At 72.3% G+C, this 25296-nt stretch carries 23 protein-coding genes; 15 read left to right on the top strand and 8 right to left on the bottom strand.

Translation table 11 applies throughout. The features are described 5' to 3' along the window. Positions 1-7 precede the first annotated feature (7 nt). Genes GA0070619_RS18300 through GA0070619_RS18290 form a run of 3 tightly spaced genes read left to right on the top strand, consistent with a single transcriptional unit; the run spans position 8 to position 3041 of the window. Positions 8-1114 carry an AAA family ATPase gene (locus tag GA0070619_RS18300; RefSeq protein WP_088949187.1) on the top strand — a complete coding sequence of 369 codons (1107 nt, stop codon included), beginning with the start codon at positions 8-10 and terminating at the stop codon, positions 1112-1114. Then, complete coding sequence (locus GA0070619_RS18295) at positions 1093-2094, top strand: DUF58 domain-containing protein (RefSeq protein ID WP_088949186.1); 1002 nt, start codon at positions 1093-1095, stop codon at positions 2092-2094. The genes GA0070619_RS18300 and GA0070619_RS18295 overlap by 22 nt, the downstream gene beginning before the upstream one ends. Further along, a complete protein-coding gene (locus GA0070619_RS18290) occupies positions 2091-3041 on the top strand; it encodes a VWA domain-containing protein (RefSeq protein ID WP_088949185.1) in 951 nt (316 codons plus the stop codon). Before GA0070619_RS18295 ends, GA0070619_RS18290 begins: the two co-directional genes overlap by 4 nt. Before the next feature lie 358 nt (positions 3042-3399). Here the strand turns inward: GA0070619_RS18290 and GA0070619_RS18285 are convergent, their stop codons facing one another. From GA0070619_RS18285 to GA0070619_RS18270, 4 genes are all read right to left on the bottom strand, one after another. Continuing rightward, positions 3400-4632 (bottom strand): acyltransferase family protein, encoded by a 1233-nt coding sequence (locus tag GA0070619_RS18285; RefSeq protein ID WP_088949184.1) that lies wholly within the window; start codon positions 4630-4632, stop codon positions 3400-3402. After that, complete coding sequence (locus GA0070619_RS18280) at positions 4629-5525, bottom strand: alpha/beta hydrolase (protein ID WP_088949183.1); 897 nt, start codon at positions 5523-5525, stop codon at positions 4629-4631. The genes GA0070619_RS18285 and GA0070619_RS18280 overlap by 4 nt, the downstream gene beginning before the upstream one ends. A 99-nt stretch (positions 5526-5624) precedes the next feature. Then, a complete protein-coding gene (locus GA0070619_RS18275) occupies positions 5625-6287 on the bottom strand; it encodes a response regulator (protein WP_088949182.1) in 663 nt (220 codons plus the stop codon). Next, a complete protein-coding gene (locus GA0070619_RS18270; RefSeq protein ID WP_157744047.1) occupies positions 6284-7513 on the bottom strand; it encodes a sensor histidine kinase in 1230 nt (409 codons plus the stop codon). Before GA0070619_RS18270 ends, GA0070619_RS18275 begins: the two co-directional genes overlap by 4 nt. A 154-nt stretch (positions 7514-7667) precedes the next feature. Between GA0070619_RS18270 and fabG the strand changes: the two genes are divergently transcribed. The 4 genes from fabG (at position 7668) to GA0070619_RS18250 (ending at position 11174) form a co-directional block, all read left to right on the top strand. Then, on the top strand, positions 7668-8423 hold the full coding sequence (gene fabG / locus GA0070619_RS18265) for a 3-oxoacyl-ACP reductase FabG (protein ID WP_088949180.1): 756 nt from the start codon (positions 7668-7670) through the stop codon (positions 8421-8423). Positions 8424-8459: 36 nt separating this feature from the next. Further along, on the top strand, positions 8460-9227 hold the full coding sequence (fabI, locus tag GA0070619_RS18260) for an enoyl-ACP reductase FabI (RefSeq protein ID WP_088949179.1): 768 nt from the start codon (positions 8460-8462) through the stop codon (positions 9225-9227). 123 nt (positions 9228-9350) lie between these two features. Continuing rightward, positions 9351-10379: a ferrochelatase gene (locus GA0070619_RS18255; protein WP_088949178.1), complete on the top strand. Its 1029-nt coding sequence runs from the start codon at positions 9351-9353 to the stop codon at positions 10377-10379. A gap of 15 nt (positions 10380-10394) precedes the next feature. Further along, positions 10395-11174, top strand: a complete 780-nt coding sequence (locus GA0070619_RS18250) for an HAD-IIA family hydrolase (RefSeq protein WP_088949177.1) — start codon at positions 10395-10397, stop codon at positions 11172-11174. A 31-nt stretch (positions 11175-11205) separates the two neighbouring features. On the opposite strand, the gene GA0070619_RS18245 is transcribed toward GA0070619_RS18250, so the two are convergent. Together GA0070619_RS18245 and GA0070619_RS18240 are read right to left on the bottom strand one after the other, a co-directional pair. After that, entirely contained in the window at positions 11206-12000 is a 795-nt protein-coding gene (locus tag GA0070619_RS18245; RefSeq protein WP_088949176.1) for a hypothetical protein, read from the bottom strand. Between the two features lie 128 nt (positions 12001-12128). After that, a complete protein-coding gene (locus GA0070619_RS18240) occupies positions 12129-12704 on the bottom strand; it encodes a TetR/AcrR family transcriptional regulator (RefSeq protein ID WP_231927094.1) in 576 nt (191 codons plus the stop codon). A gap of 122 nt (positions 12705-12826) precedes the next feature. On the opposite strand from GA0070619_RS18240, the gene GA0070619_RS18235 reads away from it, so the two are divergent. Together GA0070619_RS18235 and GA0070619_RS18230 are read left to right on the top strand one after the other, a co-directional pair. Next, positions 12827-13729 carry an alpha/beta hydrolase family protein gene (locus GA0070619_RS18235; protein WP_088949174.1) on the top strand — a complete coding sequence of 301 codons (903 nt, stop codon included), beginning with the start codon at positions 12827-12829 and terminating at the stop codon, positions 13727-13729. A gap of 75 nt (positions 13730-13804) precedes the next feature. Further along, complete coding sequence (locus GA0070619_RS18230; protein WP_088949173.1) at positions 13805-14617, top strand: DUF3097 domain-containing protein; 813 nt, start codon at positions 13805-13807, stop codon at positions 14615-14617. 22 nt (positions 14618-14639) lie between these two features. Here GA0070619_RS18230 and GA0070619_RS18225 read toward each other — a convergent pair whose 3' ends face one another. Continuing rightward, positions 14640-15941: a serine hydrolase domain-containing protein gene (locus GA0070619_RS18225; protein ID WP_088949172.1), complete on the bottom strand. Its 1302-nt coding sequence runs from the start codon at positions 15939-15941 to the stop codon at positions 14640-14642. A 131-nt stretch (positions 15942-16072) separates the two neighbouring features. On the opposite strand from GA0070619_RS18225, the gene GA0070619_RS18220 reads away from it, so the two are divergent. From GA0070619_RS18220 to GA0070619_RS18205, 4 genes are all read left to right on the top strand, one after another. Continuing rightward, positions 16073-16546: an NfeD family protein gene (locus GA0070619_RS18220; protein ID WP_088949171.1), complete on the top strand. Its 474-nt coding sequence runs from the start codon at positions 16073-16075 to the stop codon at positions 16544-16546. Positions 16547-16551: 5 nt separating this feature from the next. Continuing rightward, entirely contained in the window at positions 16552-17658 is a 1107-nt protein-coding gene (locus tag GA0070619_RS18215; RefSeq protein ID WP_088949170.1) for an SPFH domain-containing protein, read from the top strand. 133 nt (positions 17659-17791) lie between these two features. Next, positions 17792-18559, top strand: coding sequence for a hypothetical protein (locus tag GA0070619_RS18210; RefSeq protein ID WP_088949169.1), 768 nt, complete (start codon positions 17792-17794; stop codon positions 18557-18559). Positions 18560-18755: 196 nt separating this feature from the next. After that, a complete protein-coding gene (locus GA0070619_RS18205) occupies positions 18756-20954 on the top strand; it encodes a transglycosylase domain-containing protein (protein ID WP_231927093.1) in 2199 nt (732 codons plus the stop codon). Between the two features lie 5 nt (positions 20955-20959). Here the strand turns inward: GA0070619_RS18205 and GA0070619_RS18200 are convergent, their stop codons facing one another. Beyond that, positions 20960-22807, bottom strand: a complete 1848-nt coding sequence (locus GA0070619_RS18200; RefSeq protein ID WP_088949167.1) for a thiamine pyrophosphate-requiring protein — start codon at positions 22805-22807, stop codon at positions 20960-20962. Positions 22808-22902: 95 nt separating this feature from the next. Here GA0070619_RS18200 and GA0070619_RS18195 point away from each other — a divergent pair, with 95 nt between their 5' ends. Both GA0070619_RS18195 and argG read left to right on the top strand, forming a co-directional pair. Next, positions 22903-23748, top strand: a complete 846-nt coding sequence (locus GA0070619_RS18195; RefSeq protein WP_231927488.1) for a TrmH family RNA methyltransferase — start codon at positions 22903-22905, stop codon at positions 23746-23748. 47 nt (positions 23749-23795) lie between these two features. Then, on the top strand, positions 23796-25247 hold the full coding sequence (gene argG / locus GA0070619_RS18190; protein ID WP_088949165.1) for an argininosuccinate synthase: 1452 nt from the start codon (positions 23796-23798) through the stop codon (positions 25245-25247). Positions 25248-25296 lie beyond the last annotated feature (49 nt).

The following is a 25296-nucleotide window of genomic DNA, read 5'->3' as shown; positions in this document are numbered from 1 at the left end:
AGGACCGGTGGCCCAGCCGACCATGCCCGACGCCCCGACGCCGAACGGGGCGGCACCGCAGACGCCTGCGCCGGTGACCACGCCCGCGCAGGACGCCACTCTGCTGGAGAAGGCGCTGTTCGAGATCAAACGCGTGATCGTCGGGCAGGACCGGATGGTGGAGCGGATGTTCGTCGCGTTGCTCGCCCGGGGCCACTGCCTGATCGAAGGGGTGCCCGGGGTCGCCAAGACGCTCGCCGTGGAGACTCTCGCCAAGGTCGTCGGCGGGTCCTTCGCCCGGGTGCAGTTCACCCCGGACCTGGTGCCGGCCGACATCATGGGCACCCGGATCTACCGGCAGTCGAGTGAGAAGTTCGACGTCGAGCTGGGCCCGGTCTTCGTCAACTTCCTGCTCGCCGACGAGATCAACCGCGCTCCGGCGAAGGTGCAGTCGGCGCTGCTGGAGGTGATGAGCGAGCGGCAGGTGTCCATCGGCGGGGAGACCCACCGGGTGCCCGACCCGTTCCTGGTGATGGCCACCCAGAACCCGATCGAGCAGGAGGGCGTCTATCCGCTGCCGGAGGCGCAGCGGGACCGGTTCCTCATGAAGATCGTGGTGGGCTACCCGACCGACGCGGAGGAACGGGAGATCGTCTACCGGATGGGCGTGTCCCCGCCGGAGCCGACCGCGGTGTTCGACACCCCCGAGCTGATCGCCCTGCAACGCAAGGCGGACCAGGTCTTCGTGCACAACGCCCTGGTCGACTACGCGGTCCGGTTGGTGTTGGCCACCCGCGCCCCGGCCGAGCACGGGATGCCCGACGTCGCGCAACTGATCCAGTACGGGGCCAGCCCGCGCGCCTCACTGGGCCTGGTCCGGGCCACCCGCGCCCTGGCGCTGCTGCGGGGACGCGACTACGCCCTGCCGCAGGACGTGCAGGACATCGCACCGGACATCCTGCGGCACAGGTTGGTGCTCAGCTACGACGCGCTGGCCGACGACGTGCCCGCCGACCACATCGTGCACCGGGTGATGTCGACGATCCCTCTCCCGGCCGTCGCCCCCCGCCAGCAGGCCACCCCGTCGTCGACCGCGCCGCCGCCGGGCGCTGGCTGGCCCGGGCAGCGGCCGTGACCTCACCCACCCCTCGTCCCGCCCCCCTCGCCGACCGCAGCGAGGCCGTGCTGTCCCGGCTGCAACTGCTCGTCACCCGCAAGCTCGACGGTCTGCTCCAGGGCGACTACGCCGGCCTGCTGCCCGGACCGGGCAGCGAGGCGGGGGAGTCACGGGAGTACCGCCCCGGCGACGACGTGCGCCGGATGGACTGGCCGGTCACCGCACGCACCACGACTCCGCACGTCCGGCGTACGGTCGCTGACCGGGAGCTGGAGACCTGGCTGGCTCTGGACCTGTCCGCCAGCCTGGACTTCGGCACCGGGCAGTGGCTCAAGCGCGAGGTGGTGGTCGCCGCCGCGGCTGCCATCACCCACCTGACGGTGCGTGGCGGCAACCGGATCGGCGCCGTGATCGGCACCGGCGGCGGCGCGTCCGCCCCGGCCCGACGCTGGCGGGGCACGCCGCCACCGGCCGGGCCGGGGGTGCTCACCCGCCTGCCGGCCCGTTCCGGTCGCAAGGAGGCGCAGGGCCTGTTGCGTACGGTCGCCGGCACCACCATCCAGCCCGGTCGTGGTGATCTGGGCGCCCTGATCGAGATGCTCAACCGTCCGCCCCGTCGACGCGGGGTGGCCGTGGTGGTGTCGGACTTCCTCTCGCCGGCCGAGCAGTGGGCCCGTCCGTTGCGCAAGCTCCGGGTCCGCCACGACGTGCTGGCGATTGAGGTGATCGACCCTCGGGAGCTGGAGTTGCCCGACGTGGGCGTGCTGCCGGTGGTCGACCCGGAGACCGGCGAGCTGCACGAGGTGCAGACCGCCGACCCTCGACTGCGGCAGCGCTACGCTGATGCCGCCGCCGCCCAACGGGCCACGATCGCCGCCGCACTGCGTGGCGCCGGCGCGGCCCACCTGCGTCTGCGTACCGACCGAGACTGGCTGCTGGACATGGTGCGATTCGTGGCCGCGCAGCGGCACGCCCGCACCCGGGGGACGACACGATGATCCGTTTCATGCAACCGTGGTGGCTGCTGGCCGTGCTGCCGGTGTTCGCGCTCGCCGCGTTCTACATCTGGCGGCAGCTGCACCGCCGGGCGTACGCGATGCGGTTCACCAACGTGGACCTGCTGCGTACGGTGGCGCCGAAGGGGCTCGGCTGGCGACGGCACGTCCCGGCCACCGCGTTCCTGCTCTGCCTGCTGGTGCTGGCCACCGCGCTGGCCCGGCCGGCGGTGGACACCAAGGAGCCGCTGGAGCGGGCCACGGTGATGCTCGCCATCGACGTGTCGTTGTCGATGCAGGCCGACGACGTGGCGCCGAACCGGTTGGAGGCGGCCCAGGAGGCGGCCAAGCAGTTCGTCGGTGAGCTGCCGGAGAGCTACAACCTGGGCCTCGTGTCGTTCGCCAAGGCGGCCAACGTGCTGGTGCCGCCGGGCAAGGACCGGGACGCGGTGACCAGTGCCATCGACGGGCTGGTGCTGGCCGAGGCGACCGCGACCGGCGAGGCGGTGTTCACGTGCCTGGAGGCGATCCGGTCGGTGCCGGCCGATGGCGCGGCGGGCATCCCACCGGCACGGATCGTGCTGCTCTCCGACGGTTTCCGCACCTCCGGTCGCGCGGTGGAGGAGGCGGCGGCCGCCGCGCAGGCGGCCAACGTCCCGGTCTCCACCATCGCCTTCGGCACCGACACGGGCCAGGTCGACATCGGCGGGCAGTTGCAGCGGGTGCCGGTGGACCGGATGGCGCTCGCCGAGCTTGCCGAGACCACCGAGGGTTACTTCTACGAGGCGGCCTCGGTGAGCGAGCTGAAGCAGGTCTACCAGGACATGGGCAGCTCGATCGGGTTCCGCACCGAGCCGCGTGAGGTGACCCAGTGGTACGCGGGGTTCGCGTTGCTGTTGGCGCTCTGCGCGGGCGCGCTCAGCCTGCTGTGGTCGTCCCGGATGCTCTGAACGACGGGCCGGCGGTGGTCAGCGACCGCCGCCGGCACCAGCACGGGGCAGCTCCAGCCGCCGCCGATCCGGAGCGGTCAGTGACCGCCACCGGCGAGCACGAAGACGATGGCCACCCAGACGGCGGCGAGGGTGAAGCCCAGCGGGGCGACGTAGCGGCTCATGGACGGCTCCGGGTGGCGGCTGGACGGTCCGCGTGCGGGGGCGGACCGCAGGGGGTGGGGACGCGCACACGAAGTCGTGACCGGGCGGCTCCCGGCGACCGTCGGCGAACCGGACGGCGCGGCACACGCGCCTCGGCGTCGGCCGAAGCGGTGGGGGAGCGGAGCTGGGTCAGCTCACCAGACTGAGTCGTGGCTCAGCGGGGCTGACCATCGGCCCGGCCACGACTGGGAGGATCGCTATCTCGCACAGCGATCACCTCCTGCAGGTCGGGCGGGCCGGAACGTCGATGATCGTACACCCGCGGTGTCGGCCGGACGCACTCGGCCGACCGGCCGGCGACCCCTCCACCGCCCGGGTGGCGCCGCGCCCGCGGCTGGCCGGTCCGCACCACCGTGACCAGCACCGCGGCCAGGAGCGGCAACCAGCAGAGCCGCGCCAGCACCCAGCCCGGGCCGTCCGGAGGGGTGTGCAGACCCGGCAGGGTCAGCCCGCTGCGGGCGGTGAGCGCGGTCACCGCCACCAGCACCGGCTGATGCCACAGATAGATCCGGACCGCCTGCCGGTTCACCTCGGTCGCCGCCCGGCCCGGCAGTGGCCGGTCCAGCAGCCGTTCCAGCGCCGGCCGGGCGAGCAGCCCCAGCCCGACCTGGGTGACCGCCAGCACCACTGCCAGCAGCGACGGCGGGTTCAGGTTGGACACACCGGCCCCGGGCACTCCGACCGCGCTCACCGGGTAGCCCAGCGCCAGCAGCGCCCCCAGCGCGACGGCTCCGCCGCCCGCCACCATGCCCGCGGCCCGCCGCCCGTCCAACTGCCCGTCGGCGTGCGCCACGCCCAGCAGGTACGGCACCGCCCAGGCCGCCAGCACGGTGACCGGTGGCACGTCGGTGCCGGCCGGAAGCAGGCGGACGGCCAGGTCGACAGCCGCTACTGCGGCCACCGCCGGCGCGACGCACCGGGCCACACCCCAGCGGCGTACGGCGGCGCGCAGTGGGCTGGTCACCGCGACCAGGAACACCAACGGCACCAGGAACCACAGTGGACTGATCGCCAGCCGCAACGCCACGGTGAGCGTGTCGTCCGGGGTGCCGGCGACGGTGGCGGCGAGCAGCACGGCGGCGCCCACCCCCAGCAGCGCCACAGTGGGCAGGAGCAGCCGGCGCAGCCGACGGGCCAGCCAACCGCCCGCACCTCCCCGGTGGTGCGCGAGGGACCGGGTCGAGCCGAACCCGGCGGTGAAGAAGAACAATCCGAGCGTCTGCAACGCCCAGGTCAGCGGCGCCAGACCGGGCAGGGCGGTCAGCGGGCTGGCCTGGTGCAGCCCACCGTCGCCGGTCAGCACCAGCCCGGTGACCAACCAGTGCCCCAGCACCACCCCGCCGATGGCGTACGCCCGCAACGCGTCGACGGCACGGTCCCGGCTCATCGGGCGTCCCCGACCCCGACGCCGCCCAGCACCACCGCCGCCACCGCGACCAGCGCGGCGCTGCCCGGCACCAGGTAGCCGTCGTGCCCGTCCACCCCACCCGCCGGTAGGGGGCGGGCACCGAACGCCGGGTCGCCGGGGCGACGGCCGAAGCCCAGGCCGAGCAGTCGCACCGACGGCACCCGACGAACCCAGTCGCTGGGCGCCTCGGCCGCCCAGAACCGCCGCCCGCCGGGCAGGTCGTCGGCGCGCTGCACCCCGGCGCCCACGCCACCGAGGCTGACCACGTCGGTGATCTGGGCCGGAGCGTCCGCCGCTGCCAGCGACACCACCAACGCCCCGTAGCTGTGCCCGACCAGCGTGATCGTCGCCGCCGGACGCCGTACGGCCAGCTCCCGCAGCAGCGCGGCCAGCCCGTCCGCGCCGCGCCGGGCGCTGACGCCACCGGCGGCGGTCAGCACCCCGTCGGGCGGGTCGTAGCCGAGCCAGGCCAGCACCGCGACCCGCGCCGCCGGCTCGGTCGCCCGCAGCTCCTGGTAGAGCTGCCCGGCCTGCACCGCTGGCGCCCGGCGGGCCACCCCGCCCAACCCCCGGTCGAAGTCGGCCAGGGTGCTCCCCACCCCCGGCACCAGCACCGCGATCCGGTCCGCACCGGCCAGGTCGCCGAGCACCTCGACGGCCCGGCCGTCGCCGCGTGGGTCGAACGTCAGGAACCGGCGTCCGTCGGCCGCCCAGTCCGCGTACGGCGGCCCGGCCGCGCGCATCGCCGCCGCCATGACCGGGTACGCCTCGACGAACCCCGCCGTAGCAACCGGCTCGGGTCGGGTCGGCAGGACCAGGTTCACGCCGAGCAGCGCGGCCACCGCCACCCGGCTGGCACCTCGTCGTCGCATCACGTTCTCCCTCCGGAATGTCGTCCGGAGGGAGAGTGCGCGGGTGGGCGGTGCTCGGTCGTCGTCCCGGGGAGCCGTCTGCGGGCTGGCTCCGCGGGGCTACTCGCCGGCGGCCACCAGACCCGTCTCGTACGCCAGCACCACGGCCTGGGCCCGGTCGCGCAGCCCCAGCTTGGCCAGGATCCGCCCGATGTGCGTCTTCACTGTCTGCTCGGCCACCACCAGGTCAGCGGCGATCTCCGCGTTGTTGCGACCCCGGGCGATCAACCGCAGCACCTCGGTCTCCCGTGGGGTGAGCCCGGCCAGGTCGGTGGGGCGCGGACGGTGGCGGTCCGGGCGGGCCGCGAACTCGGCGATCAGCCGGCGGGTCACCGCGGGGGCGAGCAGCGCGTCCCCGGCCGCCACGACCCGCACCGCCTGCACCAGATCGGCCGCCGGCGCGTCCTTGAGCAGGAAGCCGCTGGCCCCGGCGCGCAGCGCCTCGTACACGTAGTCGTCCAGGTCGAAGGTGGTGAGGATGAGCACCCGGGGCCGCTGCGCCGAACGGTCACCGAGCAGCTTGCGGGTGGCCTCCAACCCGTCCATGACCGGCATCCGCACGTCCATCAGCACGACGTCCGGGTCGAGCCGGCGGGCGGCGGCGACGGCCTGCGCCCCGTCGGCGGCGTCACCCACCACCAGCAGGTCCGGTTGGGCGGCGAGCAGCGCGCCGAAGCCCTGCCGGACCATCGCCTGGTCGTCGGCGATCAGCACCTTGATCACGCGTCCCCGCCCTCCGCGTCGTACGGCAGTTCGGCTGCCACCGCGTAACCCCCGTCGGGCAGCGGCCCGGCGGTGAACGTACCGCCCAGCGAGGTGGCCCGCTCCCGCATGCCGGTCAGCCCGTGCCCGGGGCTGCCGTCGGCGGTCGGTCGGACGTCGGCCGGGGAGTTCTCGACGCGTACCTCCAGACCGGAGCGACCGGCGCGGACGGTGACCCGCACCGCGGCGCCGCTTGCGTGCCGGGCCGCGTTGGCGAGGCCTTCCTGCACGATGCGGTACGCGGCCAGCCCGACCGGCGCGGGCACCTGCCCTTCGTCCACCGGCCCGGCGTCCAGGGTCACTGGCAGCCCGGCCCGGCGTGCCGCGTCCACCATGGCGTCCAGGTCGGCCAGGTCCGGCTGCGGCGCGGTCTGCGGCCCGGACGACTCGCTGCGCAACACCCCCAGCAACCGTCGCATGTCGGTCAGCGCGTCGCGGGCCGAGGCGGCGATGGCGACGAACTCCGCGGCGGCCGGCGCGGGCACGTCCGTCAGCCGGTACGGGGCGGTCTCCGCCTGCACCGCGATCAGCGACATGTGGTGGGCCACCACGTCGTGCATCTCCCGGGCGATCCGGGTGCGTTCCTCCAGCACCGCGCGGCGCTCCTGCTCCCGCTCGCTCTGCTCGGTCTGCGCGGCCAGGGCGTGCCGGGACAACCGGTTGCGTCGGATCAGGTCGCCGACGATCGCCAGCGCGCCGAGCAGGAGCAGGACGGGCACCCGGTTGTCCGGGTCGACCAGGCCGAGCACCGGCACCGTGCTGATCGCCACCACCCAGACCAGCACCGGCCGGTCGACCCGGGCGACGACCACCGCAAGCACCGCGATCGACCCGAGCGCCAGCGGCGGGGTCCACGGCCAGGCCTGGTCGGCCGGCGCGTTGAACGTGCAGATCGACAGGGCCAGCACGGTCAGTCGCCAGGCCAGCAGCGGACGCCGGGGCAACGCCAGCAGCGGCGCCACGGTCATCGCCGCGAACAGCAGGGCGATCGGCGTCGACAGGCCCCACTCGCTCTCCACCGTCAGCGTGATCAGGAAGAGGCCGAGTACGGCGAGCAACCCGACCGGGGTGGCGTACCGGTCCAGCCCGGGCCAGCGGGCCAGCAGCCGTCGGCCGGGCGGGACATCGCGGCCCAGCACTGTGTGCCGCAGGGCCCGCAGGGCCACGGCGATCGGTTGCCGGTTCACCACCGGAAGGCTACGGTTCGGCTGCCTCCAGGGCGTGCCACCAGGGGTTGATCCCGGTGTCGTACCCCGGTGTGACGCGACTCCCGTTAGCGCTTACCTGCCGGTAACGCCTAGGCTCCGACGCGTCCGTGCTGACCATTCGCAAGGGGGAACAGTGGCCCGTACCGTGCTGGTGACCGGGGGCAACCGGGGAATCGGCCTGGCCATCGCGCAGGCCTTCGCCAAGCAGGGCGACCGGGTGGCGGTCACCCACCGGGGTGGGGGAGTGCCCGGCGCAGGCGGAGCCGAGCCGGGGTTTGGCGCAGGCGGAGCCGGCCAGCATGGCAGCCTGTTCGCCGTCCGCGCCGACGTCACCGACGCCGCCTCGATCGACGCCGCGTTCACCGCCGTCGAGGCCGAGCTGGGCCCGGTCGAGGTGCTGGTCGCCAACGCCGGCATGACCGCCGACACGCTGCTGCTGCGGATGACCGAGGAGCAGTTCACCGACGTGGTGGACACCAACCTCACCGGCGCGTTCCGGGTCGCCAAGCGGGCCTCCGGCAAGATGCTCCGCGCCAAGTGGGGCCGCATGATCTTTATCTCCTCGGTGGTCGGCCTCGCCGGCGGCGCCGGGCAGGTCAACTACGCCGCCAGCAAGGCCGGTCTGGTCGGCGTGGCCCGCTCGATCACCCGGGAGCTGGGCAGCCGCAACATCACCGCGAACGTGGTGGCGCCCGGCTTCATCGACACCGACATGACCGCGGGTCTGTCCGACGACCGCAAGGCGGAGATCCGCAAGTCGATCCCGGCCGGCCGGATGGCCAGCCCGGACGAGGTCGCCGGGGTGGTCACCTGGCTGGCCTCCGACAGCGCCGGGTACGTCTCCGGCGCCGTCATCCCGGTCGACGGCGGCCTCGGCATGGGCCACTGATCAGCGCTTCTCGACAACGTACGGAGGAAACCCTGCATGTCCGGACTGCTCGCCGGTAAGCGGCTGCTCGTCACCGGTGTCATCACCGACGCCTCGATCGCCTTCTCGGTGGCGAAGCTCGCCCAGGAGAACGGCGCGCAGGTCGTGCTCACCGGCTACGGCCGGCTTTCCCTGGTCGAGCGGATCGCCAAGCGGCTGCCCGAGCCCGCCCCGGTCATCGAGGTGGACGTCACCAACACCGAGCACCTGGCCGGCCTCGCCGACCGGGTACGCGAGCACGTCGACGGCCTCGACGGTGTGGTGCACTCGATCGGCTTTGCCCCGCAGAGCTGCCTCGGCGGCGGCTTCCTCGACGCTCCGTGGGAGGACGTGGCGACCGCCCTGCACGTCTCCACCTTCTCGTACAAGTCGCTGGCCATGGCCGCGCTGCCGCTGATGTCGCCCGGCGGCGCGGTGGTCGGTCTGACCTTCGACGCGACGAAGGCGTGGCCGGTCTACGACTGGATGGGCGTGGCCAAGGCCGGCCTGGAGTCGGCGTCGCGCTACCTGGCCATGCACCTGGGCAAGCAGGGCATCCGCAGCAACCTGGTCGCCGCCGGGCCGCTGCGGACCATCGCCGCCAAGTCGATCCCCGGCTTCGACCAGTTCGAGGACGCCTGGGCCGAGCGGGCCCCGCTGGGCTGGAGCCTCACCGACCAGGAGCCCGCCGCCAAGGCCTGCCTGGCGCTGCTCTCCGACTGGTTCCCGGCCACCACCGGCGAGATCGTCCACGTCGACGGCGGCTACCACGCCATCGGCTCCTGACGATACCTGCCGGCGTTCCCTGGTGCTCGACCGGCGACGCTCCCGACAGCCGTTCGCGTGATCTGCGCGGCCGGACCAGGGGGCGTCGCCGGGCGGTCCAGGCCGAGGGGCGAGAATGACCCCATGTCCTACGACGCGGTGGTGCTGGTGTCCTTCGGTGGGCCGGAGCGGCCCGAGGACGTGATGCCGTTCCTGCAGAACGTGACCCGCGGCCGAGGCGTGCCGCCCGAGCGGCTGACCGAGGTCGCCGAGCACTACCAGCACTTCGGTGGGGTGTCCCCGATCAACCAGCAGTGCCGTGACCTGCTGGCCGCCGTCCGCGCCGACTTCGCCGCGCACGGTCTCGACCTGCCCGTCTACTGGGGCAACCGCAACTGGGACCCGATGCTCGCCGACACGGTGACCCAGATGCGCGACGACGGGGTCACCCGGGCGCTGGCCTTCGTCACCAGCGCGTACGGCGGCTACTCCTCCTGCCGGCAGTACCAGGAGGACATCGCCGCCGCCCGGGCCGCAGTCGGCGCGGACGCGCCGGTGATCGAGAAGCTGCGCCAGTTCTGGGACCACCCCGGTTTCGTCGAGCCGCACACCGACGCGGTCCGGGCGGCCCTGGGCAAGCTCGACCCGGCGAAGCGGGACACCACCCGGCTGGTCTTCACCGCCCACTCCATCCCCAGTTCGATGGCTGCCAACGCCGGCCCGCACGGCGGCCGGTACGAGGCGCAGCTGCGCGAGACCGCCCGCCTCGTCGCCGCTGCCGCCGCGCCCGAGCTGGAGTACGACCTGGTCTGGCAGAGCCGCTCCGGCCCCCCGCAGGTGCCGTGGCTGGAACCGGACATCAACGACCACCTGGCCACCCTCGCCCAGAGCGGCACCACCAGCGTGGTGGTCAGCCCGATCGGGTTCGTCTCCGATCACCTGGAGGTCGTGTGGGACCTGGACACCGAGGCACTGGAGACGGCCAAGCAGCTCGGCCTGGACTTCGTCCGGGCCGACACCCCCGGCACCGACCCGCGTTTCGTGACCATGGTGCGTGAGCTGGTCACCGAACGGACGGACCCGGACGGTGCGCAGCTGCGCCGCCGCCTGGGCGAGCTGCCGATGTGGGACACCTGCGCCACCGTCTGTTGCGTGCCGACCCGCCGCCCCTGACCTCTGAGGATCATCATGCATGACCGCAAGCCCGTGCAGAGTTGGCTGACCGACATGGACGGCGTGCTGGTGCACGAGGGCCAGCCGGTGCCCGGCGCACCGGAGTTCATCAACCGGCTGCGCACCTCCGGCAAGCCGTTCCTGGTGCTGACCAACAACTCGATCTACACCCCGCGCGACCTGACGGCCCGGCTGAGCCGGATGGGACTGGACGTGCCGGAGGAGTCGATCTGGTCGTCGGCACTGGCCACCGGGCAGTTCCTCGCCGACCAGCGGCCGGGCGGCACCGCGTACGTCATCGGTGAGGCCGGGCTGACCACGGCGCTGCACGCGGTCGGCTACGTGCTCACCGACTTCGCCCCCGACTACGTGGTGCTCGGCGAGACCCGCACCTACAGCTTCGAGGCGATCACCAAGGCCGTCCGACTGATCAACGACGGAGCCCGGTTCATCTGCACCAACCCCGACGTGACCGGCCCTTCCGTGGAGGGCGCCCTGCCCGCCGCCGGCTCGGTCGCCGCCATGATCTCCAAGGCGACGGGGGTGGAGCCGTACTTCGTCGGCAAGCCGAACCCGATGATGATGCGCTCGGCGCTCAACACGATCAACGCTCACTCGGAGAGCACCGCGATGATCGGCGACCGGATGGACACCGACATCCTGTGCGGCCTGGAGGCCGGGCTGGAGACCATCCTGGTGCTCACCGGCATCAGCAGCCGCACTGAGGCGGAGCGCTACCCGTACCGCCCGTCCCGGATCATCAACTCGGTCGCGGACCTGCTCGACGAGGTCTGACCAAATTCCAACCGGTGTTGCGGGGCTCCGGTCAGGGGCGCAGGGGGGCGTTGCAGGCGGCCACCAGCGCCTGCCGGCAGGCCGCGGTCAACGGGCGAAGAGCCGCGTCCCGTTGCTGCGCCTCGTAGTTGTTGATCGCCCCGCCCGGGGCGGCGTGCCCGGCCAGCGCGAGCACCCGGTCGAGGACCGCGGCCCGGGCGAAGAGCCGACGGGCCCGCGGGTCGAAGCCCGGTGGCAGGTCGGTGGCGCCGTCGGGCCGGCGCAGCGCGGCCAGCGCACCGGCCAGCTCGGGCCGCCACTGGGCCACGTCGAGGCGGGTCAGCGCGGCGGTCGTCTCGGCCAGCGCGGCGGCCAGCTCGGCCTCCGCCTCGGCGGCGCCGGGCAATGAGAGTGACGCGGCGGGCGCGTTGGCCGGCAGCGGGTAGACCCGCCACAGCACCGTCTCGAAGCAGTCCCCGGAGCCGGAGGTGTGCGAGCGGACCTCCGGGATCAACCCGAGCCCGCCGGCCACCACCGCCTCACCCGTGACCAGCGCCGCGCCGGCGAAGTCACCGGGGCCGGGCAGCCCCCGGGGGTCGCCCGGCGCGGGCAGCACCAGGCGGATCTCGTCCGGTGAGAGCTTGGCCAGAGTCGGAAGCGCGGCGCCCAGCGGGACGTCGGTCCAGGTGCCCGGGGCGTCCGCAACGAGATGTTCCTCGTTGCCGGCGATGGCGTCGGCGACCTCGTCGTACGGCACCAGCCCGGCGCGCCACGCGCGCACCCAGGCAACGAACCGGCTCGACCGGCGCGGCGCGACTGTGGCCGCGCCCGTTGCGGGGGTGGACATGCCGAAAGGGTACGTGGTCACGACCGGCTCTGTCTCGGCTGCCGCTCCCGCCGCCCGGCCTGCCCCGAACTGCCCCCTTCGCCCGATCCCCGGCTGTGGCGCGCCGCTGCGACCCGGCCCGCGTACCGCTAACGCAGCCGCAGGCCCTCGATGACCAGTCCGACCATGAGGCGCGCGTCGTAGGCAGGGCTGTCGGCGCCGATGCAGAGGTTGCCGATGCCGTGCATCAGGACGAGGGCGTCCATGCCGGGAATGATCTCGTCCGCCGTGCTGGCGGCGTCGAGCAGTTCGGCGCAGACCGGGACGAGCCGGTCGAGGAAGTAGGCGTGCAGCGTCTGGAAGGCGGCGTCGTCGGACCGCATCGCCTCGGCCAGGCCGTGCTTGGTGACCAGGAAGTCGACGAAGAGGTGGATCCAGCTCGCCAGTGCGGCGTGCGGTGTGGCGCTCTCGGCCAGGAGCACCGGGCCCGCCTCGGCGCATGCCTCGACCTGGTGTCGGTACACCGCGACGATCAGATCGGCCCGGGTCGGAAAGTGGCGGTAGATCGTCCCGACGCCGACGCCCGCCCTGGCGGCGATGTCGCGCACCGGCGCATTGACTCCGGAGACGACGAATGCCGCAGCGGCCGCCTCCAGCAGCGCCGTCTCGTTGCGCCGCGAATCAGCCCGCTGCTTGCGCGGGGCACCCGACTCCGTGCCGGCCACCGTTACCCCCGTCACATCCCTTGAAAAAACGGAACCGTGTTCCGTATGTTTTAGCGGAACCAAGTTCCGCATATGCAGCATGCCAGAACGGCAGGCCAATCCCAAGTCACGGAGGAACGACCATGCACGCGATGCCAGAGCCCACGCCAGTCGTCACGGTCCACCCCATCACGTTGCCGACCCCGGATCGCGGTAACGATCTGCACGTACGCGTCTCCGCACCCACGACCGGCCATGAGCTGCCCGTCATCGTCTTCTCGCACGGCTTCGGCTCTGCGGCCACCAACTACGGTCCGCTGGTTGACTTCTGGGCCTCGCACGGTTTCGTCGTCATCCAGCCCACCCACCTCGACTCACGGCGCCTGAACCTTCCGCCCGACGACACCCGCACACCGCGGATCTGGCGAATCCGGGTGGACGACCTGAAGCGCACCCTCGACCAGCTCGACCTGCTGGAGTCGTCCGTTCCCAGCCTCGCTGGACGTCTCGACCGCACCCGAATCGCCGTGGCCGGCCACTCCTGGGGCGCCCAGACGGCGAGCACCCTGCTGGGTGCCCGAGTCCTCGACGCCGACGGGAACCCCGGAGAGGACATGTCCGACCAACGGATCGGGGCAGGCGTCCTCCTGGCCGTGACCGGCCGGGGCGGAGGCGATCTTTCCCCGTTCGCTGCCGAACACTTTCCCTTCATGAGCCCGAGCTTCGCGGACATGAACACCCCGACCCTCGTCGTCGCGGGCGATCGGGACGACTCCCCGTTGTCGGTCCGTGGGCCGGGCTGGTTCACCGACGCGTACCACCTGAGCCCGGGGAGCAAGAGCCTGCTCACGCTGTTCGGAGCGGAGCACTCGCTCGGCGGCATCTCCGACTACGAGGCCAGGGAGACGACTGACGAGAACCCCGAGAGGGTTGCTCTGATCCAGCGGCTCACGTGGGCCTACCTCCGCGACGCCCTCGGCCTCAAGGACTCCGTCTGGCCGGCACCGGTCGAGAGCACCCTGGGCCGCCTCGAATCCACTCCATGATCGACTGAGTGGTGAGGTGGGGTGAGGCGGTGTGTCGGGGCGCGGGGTGCTGGTGGGGGAGTTAGCGTGATCGACATGGCGGGGCGATACGGCGAGGACGTGTTGGCGGGGGACTGGCGGCGGCGGAAGGTCACCCCCGAGGTGGACGCCGAACCGGATCTCGTGGTCGAGGACGCCGACTCCGGGTTCTGCGGAGCGGTGGTGGGCTTCGAGGCCGGCGCGGTCGTGCTGGAGGACCGGCATGGCCGACGGCGCAACTTCCCGCTGCTGCCGGCGGCGTTCCTGCTCGACGGCCGCCCGGTGACGTTGCGCCGCCCCACCCGCGCGCCGGTGCCGGCGGCCCGTCGACGCACCGCGTCCGGTTCGGTGGCGGTGGACAACGTCCGCGCCCAGGTGGCCAAGGCGAGCCGGATCTGGGTGGAGGGCATCCACGACGCCGCGCTGGTCGAGCGGATCTGGGGCGACGACCTGCGGATCGAGGGTGTCGTCGTGGAGCCGCTGGACGGCATCGACGCCCTCGACGCCGACGTACGCGACTTCGGCCCCGGCCCGACCCGACGACTCGGCGTGCTCGTCGACCACCTCGTGCCGGGCAGCAAGGAGAGCCGGATCGTGGCCCGGGTGAACTCGCCCTACGTGCTGGTGACCGGCCACCCGTACGTGGACGTCTGGCAGGCGGTCAAACCGGCGGCGTTGGGTATCGCGGCGTGGCCGGTCGTGCCGCCGGGGCGGCCGTGGAAGGAGGGGGTCTGCGCGGCCCTCGGCGTGGCCGAGCCGGCGGACATGTGGCGGCACATCCTGTCCCGGGTGAACAGCTTCGCCAACGTGGAGACTCCCCTGATCAACGCCATGGAACGCCTCATCGATTTCGTCACCGAAGCCCCCTGAGCCGGCTGACCCGTCCGGTGGGTCAGGGGATCTCGTCGGGGCTGCGCGTGAAGACGAACGTGGCGATGTCGACGGCCACCGCCCGCCCGCTGTCGTCGCGCCGCACCGTCAGGATCTCGCCGTTCTCCGGGCCGGAGCGTCCCCGCCAGCGGTCCGTTCCCTCGGCGGTGAACCGGCTCACCCGCTCACCGCGGACGTGGGCCACCAGGTCACCCGCGTCCCAGCACAGGTCCAGCGAGGTGCCCATCCACCACCAGCGGCCGGTCAGCTCTGCCAGCTCGGCCGTGGGCGTGGCGGTGGCCGGCCGCCACCGCTGCGGGAACGCCGGCTCGGCGTCCAACACTGTGGTCAGCAGTCGGCGGCCGAGCCCGGTGATCGGGAAGCCGTACGAGTTGGCGAAGCCGACCACGGCGGTACGGGTCGGCCGGTGCACCACGAGGGCGGCCACGTACCCGGGCATCGAGCCGCCGTGCCCGACGTACACGCGCTCGCCGTCCCGGTAGAGCTCCAGCCCCAGGCCGTGCCCGCCGGTCCAGGAGTCGAGATCGCTGATCACCACGGGCGCGCACATCTCGGTGAGCGTCCCGGCAGCCAGCACCGACGGGTCGGGGTCGGCGAGGAAGGCGGCCCAGCGGCCGAGGTCCTCGATCGTCGACCAGAGCTGCCCGGCGGGGGCCATCGCGCCGGTGTCGGTGCGGGGCTCCTCGCGCAGCGTGCCGTGCCAGGGGTGTACGACGTAGCCGCGGGCGTACGGCTCGGTGGCCGCGTACGTGGTGCGGCGCATTCCGAGCGGGCCGAGCAGCCGGTCGTTGAGCAGGTCGGCCCAGGGCGTTCCGGTGAGCCGTTCGAGCACCCCGCCGAGCAGCGCGTACGCCAGGTTGGAGTAGTGGTACGCGGTGTGCGGCGGATAGGCGACCTTGTCGGCGGTCAGGCCGGCGAGCAGCGTGGCCAGGTCGGTGCCCGCTGCCCGTTCCCACCATTCGCCCTCAGGTTCGCGTTGCATGCCGCTCGCGTGCCCGAGCAGCTGACGCAGGGTGAGCGAGCCGACAACGGTGCCCGGCAGGTGCTTCTCCAGCTTGTCGTCGACGCTGAGCCGGCCGGCGTCGCGCAGCTGCATGATCAGGGACGCGGTCATCGTCTTGCTGATCGAGCCGACCCGGTACTGCAGGTTGGCGTCCGGGCGGGGCTGCTCGCCTGCGGCGGCCAGGTGGACGAGCGCGCCGTCACGGACCACGCCCAGCACCAGTGACGGGGTGCGACCGTCGATCTGCGCCTGGGTGACCTGGGTGTCGATCTGTCGGGCGGTCGCGGGCAGCAGGGTCAAGAGAATCTCTCCTCGATCGGTGGCTCGGACCGGACCCTAGCCGGGGGTGTTTCGGCCGGCCAGTCCATTTCGGCGAGCCTGCTGATCATGAGAGGTGGGCTGTTCGTGCATTCGCGTGTCACGATCAGGGGGTGGACGCGGTGGTGTGGATCGTATTAGGTGTGGTGCTGGCGGTCGCCGAGATCTTCACGACGACGCTCTTTCTCATCATGTTCGGGGCCGGGGCGTTCGCCGCCGCCGGTGCCGCCGCCCTGGGTGCTCCGGTTGCGGTGCAGGCGCTGGTCTTCGCTGTGGTGTCGGCGTTGAGCGTGGTGGTGGTCCGGCCGGTCATCCGGCGGCACAGCCGTTCCGCGCTCGACAGCGGCGAGCAGCCGTTCGGCGTGGAGGCGATCGAGGGCTCCACGGCGCTGGTGCTGGAACGGGTCGACGCTGAGCACGGCCTCGTCAAGATCGACGGCGAGCTGTGGACCGCCCGCTCATATGACACGACGCAATTTTACGAACCTGGTCAACGGGTTCGAGTGATCAAGGTTCGGGGCGCGACCGCCCTGGTCTGGCAGGACGATGTTTCTTCCGCCGGCGAGCTGCCGGAAGCGAGAGGGTGAACTGAATGACCATAATCGGGGTGCTGGTGATCGCGGTGGCGCTGATCGCCGTGATAACGCTGGCGAAGGCGGTGCGGATCGTGCCGCAGCAGCGCCAGGACGTGGTGGAACGGCTCGGCAAGTACAAGCGCACCCTCAGCCCCGGCCTCAACCTGCTGGTGCCGTTCGTCGACGCGGTGCGCACCAAGGTCGACATGCGGGAGCAGGTGGTCAGCTTTCCGCCGCAGCCGGTGATCACCTCGGACAACCTGGTGGTCTCGATCGACACCGTTCTCTACTTCAAGGTGGTCGACTCGGTCCGGGCGACCTATGAGATCTCCAGCTTCCTCCAGGCCATCGAGCAGCTGACCGTCACCACGCTGCGTAACGTGATCGGCTCGCTGGACCTGGAGCGCGCGCTGACCAGCCGGGACGAGATCAACCGGCACCTCTCCGGCGTGCTGGACGAGACCACCGGCCGCTGGGGCATCAAGGTGACCCGGGTCGAGATCAAGGCGATCGAGCCGCCGGCCAGCATCCGCGACTCCATGGAGAAGCAGATGCGCGCTGAGCGTGACCGTCGCGCGGCGATCCTCACCGCCGAGGGCCACAAGCAGTCGGTGATCCTCACCGCCGAGGGTGACAAGCAGTCGGCGGTGCTGCGGGCCGACGGTGACCGGCAGGCCCAGATCCTGAAGGCCGAGGGTCAGGCGAAGGCGATTCGGACGGTCTTCGACGCGATCCACCAGGCGAACCCGAGCCAGAAGGTGCTCGCCTACCAGTACCTGCAGGCCCTGCCGCAGATCGCCCAGGGCAGCGCCAACAAGGTCTGGATCGTCCCGGCCGAGCTGACCAAGGCCCTGGAGGGCATGGGTGGCGCGCTCGGCGGGCTGAGCCAGATGGTGGGGGACCTGCCCGCACCGGAGGCGGCCGAACACGCGAGCCAGGTCCAGCGCGAGGCCGCGGAGGCGGCGCAGGCCGCTGCGGATGCCGCCCAGCAGATCCACGACGAGGTACGCGTCGCCGAGGCGCAGGCCACCGGCGGCAACAAGCCGCAGGGGCTGCCCGCCCCGGAGCCGGTGTCCCCGGCCAGCCTGACCGAGGACCCGGCCGACCAGCGGGAACGCGGCTGATCACGGCCTTAATACGAGAAAGTCTCATGGGGCGCTCCGACGCCTGCCACGATCGGTCCTAGGACGGGTGGTGACCAGGCAATCGGGGCGCCCCGGCGCGTCTCGCACCGCTCGTGGACGAGCGAGGTGACGCATGAAGGATCCGGCGAATCGGATGTGGTCCTCGGCCCCGGTGCCCGGCGCGCACGACCCGGTCGCCCCGCTGGGCTCCAGGCGCAGCGGAGGCGGGTTCGGCGTACTGCCGTTCGTGGGCGAGCCCAGCCCGGGCGCTCCGGCCACGAACGCCACCTGGGCCTGGTCGATACGTCGGTTCGCGCGGGCCGCGGTGTGGCTGCTGCCCGCGTACGCCATCCTCTACGGCGCGGTGGCGATGGCCAGTGACGGAGGGGTGGGCAACGACCCTTATCCGGCCGACGGCCAGGCGGTGTACCTGATCGGTTGGGTGGCCGCGGTCTGGCTCGGCCTGCTCGCGCTGCTGGCCCTCACCGGTCTGCTGGCCGCGACCCGCAGCCGCCGGGTGGCCGCCGCTGGGCTACTGGTCAGCATCGCCGGCACCGTGCTGATGCTGCCGTTCGCCGGGCTCGCCGAGCAGACACCGGTCTTCGGCACCACCGCGCGGTCGCTGGTCCTGCTCGGCGCGACGTTCTACAGCGTCGGCTGGTTCCTCACCGGATGGGCGGTGGCCCGCTCGGGCACCTTCAGTCTCGGCGACGGCGTCATGTTGATCATCGCCGCGCCGCTGCTCGGCCTCGGTGGCGCCCTGATCGGTTCCCTGCAGACGTTCGGCGCGATCTTCGTGCTGATCGCCGGCATCGGCATCGGCTACCGCTCCGGCCGCCTGATGCCCCGTGAAACCGCGAGAGATGCCGCCAGCGCCAGCCTGAGCACCCCAAACCCCTAACGCACCCACCGGGCCCTCGGCCCTCGCCCAGCTCCGGTGATCAAGAGGTTTGCGTCAGAAATGGTGCCTCGGCTGACGCAAACCTCTTGATCACCGGGCAGAGGGGTGGGGGTTGGCTGGTTGGGGGGCGTGAAGTTGCTGACAATCGCGGGTCGGGGGTGGTCGGTTGGCGGCTTTCGTGGCAATCCTGGGGAGCATGGCCGCCCCCCGCTCGCCGCTGTCGCGGCTGTTCACCGTGCTGCTCGCCGGCGTGTTGGCCGGGCTTGTCCTGGCAGTCGCCGCGCTGCCCGGCAACCTGCTGCTCGGGCTCGGCGCCCGCGCCGCGCTCGGGTCGTACGCCGCGCTGCCCGCCTCGCTGAAGACCCCCGCCACGCCGCAGCGTTCGTACCTGTACGCCAACGACGGCAAGACGCTGATCACCACGTTCTACGACGTGAACCGCACCGACGTGCCGTTGTCGGAGATCGCCCCGGTGATGCGGCAGGCGATCGTGGCGGCCGAGGACCGGCGCTTCTACGACCACGGCGGCGCGGACCTGCGCGGCCTCGCCCGGGCACTGGTGGCCAACGTCAAGGGCGGCGGCACCGAGCAGGGCGGCTCGACGCTGACCATGCAGTACGTCCGTAACGTCCTCAAGACCGACCCCACCCGCACCGCCGAGGAGCGCGCCGCCGCCACCGACCCCACCTTCGGGCGCAAGATCCAGGAGATCCGGTACGCGAGTGCGCTGGACAAGAGCCTCGGCAAGGACGAGATCCTCGACCGGTACCTGAACATCGCCTACTTCGGCTCCGGCGCGTACGGAATCGCGGCGGCCAGCCAGCGTTACTTCGGCAAACCGCCGGCGCAGTTGACCCTCGCCGAGTCGGCCCTGCTCGCCGGCCTGGTGCAGTCCCCGGACGCGTACAGTCCGATCAGCGGCGACAAGGACGCGGCGCTGGCCCGCCGGTCGTACGTGCTGGACTCGATGGTCGCCACCAACGCGATCACCGCCGCGCAGGCCGCCCAGGCCAAGGCCGAGCCGCTGACCCTGCACCCCACCGCCCAGCCCAACGGCTGCACGGCGGTCTCCCAGGGCCACGACGACTGGGGCTACTTCTGCGACTACCTGCGGCAGTGGTGGCTGACCCAGCCGGCGTTCGGCGCCACCGTCGCCGAGCGCGAGCAGGCCCTGCGGTCGGGGGGCTACACCGTGGTCACCTCGCTGGACCCGAAGATCCAGGCCACCGCGCAGCAGCAGGCCACCAAGGTCTACGGATACGACAACAAGCGCGCCCTGCCGATCGCGGCGGTCCAGCCGGGCACCGGGCAGGTGCTGGCCATGGCGGTCAACCGGCACTACAGCCTGGCCGACAACCCGGCCGGGCAGGCGAACCACCCGAACACCGTCAACCCGTTGATCTCCGGCGGGGCCAGCGTCGACGGGTACCAGGCGGGCTCGACGTTCAAGCTGTTCACCATGCTCGCCGCGCTGGAGTCGGGCCGTACCCTCTCCACCGGCTTCGACGCGCCCGCCAAGCTGCCCACCCGGTACGCGGCCGAGGGGCCGGGCAGCTGTGAGGGCCGCTGGTGCCCGGCGAACGCCAACCCGGACTGGATGGACGGGTACCGGATGATGTGGGACGGCTTCGGCCGCTCGGTGAACACCTACTTCGTGTGGTTGGCCGAGCAGGTCGGCCAGGACAAGGTGGTCGAGATGGCGCAGCGCCTCGGCATCACCTTCCGGGCCGACACGGACGCCGCCTTCGCCAAGGACAACGCCGCGAACTGGGGATCGTTCACCCTCGGCGTCGCCGCCACCACCCCGCTGGACCTGGCCAACGCGTACGCCACGGTGGCCGCCGAGGGCACCTACTGCACACCGGTGCCGGTGGTCTCGGTGACCGACGCGGACGGTGCGAAGGTGCCGGTTGGTCAGCCGTCCTGCAAGCGGGTCATCGACGTCGACGTCGCCCGTGCCGCGACCGATGCGGCTCGCTGCCCGGTGGGCCAGCAGTCGGCGTTCGGGCAGTGCAACGGCGGCACCGCGACCGGTGTGAACGACATCCTCGACGGCCGGCCGGTGGCCGGTAAGACGGGCAGCTCGGAGCAGAACTCGACCGAGACGTTCGTCGGTTTCACCCCGCAGGTCGCGGTGGCCGGCATCGCCGCCAACCCGGACGACCCGGCCGACTCGGTGGGCTCCGCGGTGCAGAGCAAGGTGATCGACGCGGTCGCCCGGGTCATCGCCACCGCTGTGAAGGGTCAGCCGGAGAAGGCGTTCGCCGCACCCAGCCGCGAGTTGGCCGGCGAGGCGCGCCGCCCCGTGCAGCGTCCCGTGGTCCCGGAGCGTCAGCAGCAGCCGACCCAGGACCCCCGCTCGGCCCTGCAACGCTGGCTGGACCGTCGCGGCTGACGGTCTCAGCCCTTGCGACGGCGGGGGCGGTAGCTGGCGAGGGTGGCCGGTAGGCCGCGTCGGACGATCCCGGCCCAGTCGGTGTCGCCGCGCAGCACCGCCGCCGCGGTCTTGCGGGCCTGCTCGGCGGTGAAGTGCGGCGGGAGCATCAGCTCGGCCGGGTCGACCAGGGCGTTGATGACCACCGGCCGGTCGGCGGACAGCGCCCGGTCCCAGACGCCGGGGATCTGCTCCGGCGAGTCGATCAGCTCGCCGCGCAGCCCGAGCACCTCCGCCCACTGGTGGTAGGCGATGTCCGGCAACTGCTGGCTGTCCGGGAACATCGGCGTCCCCTCGCTGGAGCGCTGTTCCCAGCTGACGAACGCCAGGTCCCGGTTGTTGAGCACCAGCACCACGAACCGTGGGTCGGCCCAGCTCCGCCAGTACTTGGCCACGGTGATCAGCTCGTTGACGCCGTTCATCTGCATGGCGCCGTCGCCGATCAGTGCGACGAGCGGCCGGTCCGGGTGGGCGAACTTGGCGCTCAGCGAGTACGGCATGGCGCCGCCCATGGACAGCAGCGTTCCGGACAGGCTGGCCAGCATCCCGGGGCGGACCTGGATGTGTCGGGCGTACCAGGCGGTGGTGGTGCCGCAGTCGACGGCGAGCATCACGTCGTCGGGCAGGCGTTCATTGAGGGTGTGGAAGAGCAACTGCGGGTTGACCGGGTCGGCGGTCTGCTCGGCCAGGTCGCGTTGCACCCGCCGCCACGCTGAGGTGTTGTCGGCGATCTCCGCCCGCCAGGCGGTCGGCCCGGGGCCGGGGCCCAGCTCGTCCAGCAGGGCCCGCACTGTGGGGCGGGCGTCGCCGGTCAGGTTCACCTCGGTCGGGTACCGCAACCCGAGCTGGGTGCCGTCCAGGTCGATCTGCACCGCGCGGGCCTGCCCGGGCGGCGGGTAGAACTCCGAGTACGGCATGTTGCTGCCCACGATCAGCAGCCGGTCGCAGCCGGTCATCAGCTGCCAGCTTGGTCGGGTGCCGAGCAGCCCGATCGCGCCGGTCACCCACGACTCGCGGTGGTCGACGGCGGTGAAGCCGAGCAGTGCCGTGGCCACACCGGCCCCGAGTCGGTTGGCGATCTCGCGGACCTCGTCGCGCGCGCCCAGAGCGCCCTGCCCGACCAGCATGGCCACCCGCTGCCCGCCACGCAGCACCTCGGCCGCCCGGCGCACGTCCGCCGCCGGAGGCACGGTCGGCGTGCTGCTCGGCGCGTTGCTGGTCTGGTAGTAGCCGTGCGCGTGCGGCGGGTCCGGGACAGCCGGCTCGTCCTGGAGGTCCAGGGGGAGGATCAGGGCGGTGACGGTACGCCGCGCCAACGCCGTACGACATGCCCTGTCGACCAGGTGGCGCACCTGCGCGGGGTGGTCGAGCTGGGCCAGGAACGCCGCCGCCACGTCCTTGTAGAGGGCGAGCAGGTCGACTTCCTGGTAGTAGCCGCCGCCCTCGGCGGTGGTCGCGGTGTGCCCGACCAGGGCGACCACCGGTTGGTGGTCGAGCTTGGCGTCGTACAGGCCGTTGAGCAGGTGGATGGCGCCCGGCCCGCTGGTGACGAGGGCGCAGCCCAGCGGTCCGCCGCCGTACTTGACGTGGGCGGAGGCGGCGAAACCGGCGGTCTCCTCGTGCCGTACCTGGATGAACTGGGCCCGCTCGTTGGTGCGTTGCAGCGCGGAGGTCATGCCGTTGATGCCGTCACCGGGATAGCCGAAGTAGCGGTGCACACCCCAGCTGGCCAGCCGGGACACGATGTGGTCCGCGACGGTCGGGCGCCGGGGCAGGGCACCGGCCTCGCCCGGGGCGGTGTGGTCTGCGCTCACCCGGCTGATCCTTCCCGTCCGGTCCGATACTCCGCCGGCCATTCCCCTTCTTCTCCGGACAAACCACCCCGCCGGGCGGGCGTCGGAGGGCGGGGCTGGCCGTCCGGCAGAATCGTCGGGTGCCCGTCCACCAGATCACCGACCCCGACGACGACCGGATCGCCGACTACCGCGCGCTCACCGACGTCGAACTGCGCACCCGCTGGGAGCCGCCGCACGGCCTGTTCATCGCCGAGGGGGAGCTGGTGCTGCGCCGGGCGCTGCGCGCGGGCTACCCGGCCCGGTCGTACCTGGTCGACGCCAAGCGGGTCGACCAACTCGCCGACCTGGACACCGGCGACGCGCCGGTCTACGCCGCGACGCAGGACGTGCTGCAACGGGCCACCGGTTTCCACGTACACCGGGGGGTGCTGGCGTCGTTCCACCGCCGGCCGCTGCCGACGGCGGCCGAGGTGCTCGCCGCCGCGCGCCGGGTCCTGATCCTGGAGGACGTCAACAACCACACCAACCTCGGGGCGATCTTCCGGGGAGCCGCCGCGCTCGGCATCGACGCGGTGCTGCTGTCGCCGTCCTGCGCCGATCCGCTCTACCGCCGCAGCGTGCGGGTCAGCATGGGCGAGGTCTTCGCGATGCCGTACGCGAAGCTCGATCCCTGGCCCACGGGCCTGGATCAGGTGCGGGACGCCGGCTTCACGGTGCTCGCCATGACACCGGCCCCGGACGCCGTACCCATCCAGCGGTTGACCCCGGCGCAGCGGGAACGGGCGGCGCTGCTGCTCGGAGCCGAGGGCCCCGGCCTCACCGCGGCGGCCCAGTCGGCCAGCGACGTACGGGTGGTCATCCCGATGCGGCGCGGGGTGGACTCGCTCAACGTGGCCGCCGCCGCGGCCGTGGCGTTCTGGGAGCTGGGCCGCGACGACCCACCTTTCGGCGGCGCGTAACCCGCTTCTATTTGCATGGCCATGCGTCTTGACGCATAATCTTCCCTGTGTCCAAGGTTCTCACCTCCCTGCCCACCGGCGAACGTGTCGGCATCGCCTTCTCCGGCGGCCTCGACACCTCGGTCGCGGTCGCGTGGATGCGCGACAAGGGCGCGATCCCCTGCGCCTACACCGCCGACATCGGCCAGTACGACGAGCCCGACATCGGTTCGGTGCCCGGTCGTGCGCTCAGCTACGGCGCCGAGGTCGCCCGACTCGTCGACTGCCGCGCCGCCCTGGTCGAGGAGGGCCTAGCCGCGCTGACCTGCGGCGCCTTCCACATCCGCTCGGGCGGGCGCGCGTACTTCAACACCACGCCGCTCGGCCGGGCCGTGACCGGGACCCTGCTGGTGCGGGCGATGATCTCCGACGACGTCCAGATCTGGGGCGACGGCTCGACGTTCAAGGGCAACGACATCGAGCGCTTCTACCGGTACGGCCTGCTGGCCAACCCGCAGCTGCGCATCTACAAGCCGTGGCTCGACACCGCCTTCGTCACCGAGTTGGGTGGGCGTAAGGAGATGTCGGAGTGGCTGCTCGAACGCGACCTGCCGTACCGGGACAGCACCGAGAAGGCCTACTCCACCGACGCCAACATCTGGGGCGCCACGCACGAGGCGAAGACCCTCGAACACCTCGACACCGGCATCGAGACGGTCAACCCGATCATGGGCGTTCGGTTCTGGGACCCGTCGGTGGAGATCCCGACCGAGGACGTCACCATCGGCTTCGACCAGGGCCGCCCGGTGACGATCAACGGCAAGGAGTTCGGCAGCCCCGTCGACCTGGTGCTGGAGGCCAACGCCATCGGCGGCCGGCACGGCCTGGGCATGTCCGACCAGATCGAGAACCGGATCATCGAGGCCAAGAGCCGGGGCATCTACGAGGCACCCGGCATGGCACTGCTCTTCGCCGCGTACGAGCGGCTGGTCAACGCCATCCACAACGAGGACACCCTGGCGAACTACCACAACGAGGGCCGCCGCCTCGGCCGACTGATGTACGAGGGCCGCTGGCTGGACCCGCAGGCGCTGATGCTGCGCGAGTCGTTGCAGCGCTGGGTCGGCACGGCGGTCACCGGCGAGGTGACGTTGCGGCTGCGCCGGGGCGAGGACTACTCGATCCTGGACACCACCGGCCCCGCGTTCAGCTACCACCCGGACAAGCTGTCGATGGAGCGTACCGAGGACTCGGCGTTCGGCCCGTCGGACCGGATCGGCCAGCTCACCATGCGCAACCTGGACATCGCCGACTCGCGGGCGAAGCTGGAGCAGTACGCCTCCCTCGGCATGGTCGGCGGTGGGGCACCGCAGCGGATGATCGGCGCCGCGCAGGCAGCCTCCACCGGGCTGATCGGTGCCATGCCGGAGGGCGGCGCGGAAGCCATCGCCTCCCGGGGCGTCGCCTCCCCCGAGGACGAGGCGCTCGACCGTGCCGCGATGGAGTTCGGCGTCGACTGAGCCGCTGACCGGCTTCAGCGGCTGAGCCGCGGACCGGCCTCGGCTGCGG

It is taken from the genome of Micromonospora zamorensis, assembly GCF_900090275.1.
In the GTDB taxonomy this organism is placed as follows: domain Bacteria; phylum Actinomycetota; class Actinomycetes; order Mycobacteriales; family Micromonosporaceae; genus Micromonospora; species Micromonospora zamorensis.
The sequence above is the reverse complement of the archived record's forward strand: the minus strand, read 5'-3'. Positions and strand labels throughout refer to the sequence as shown.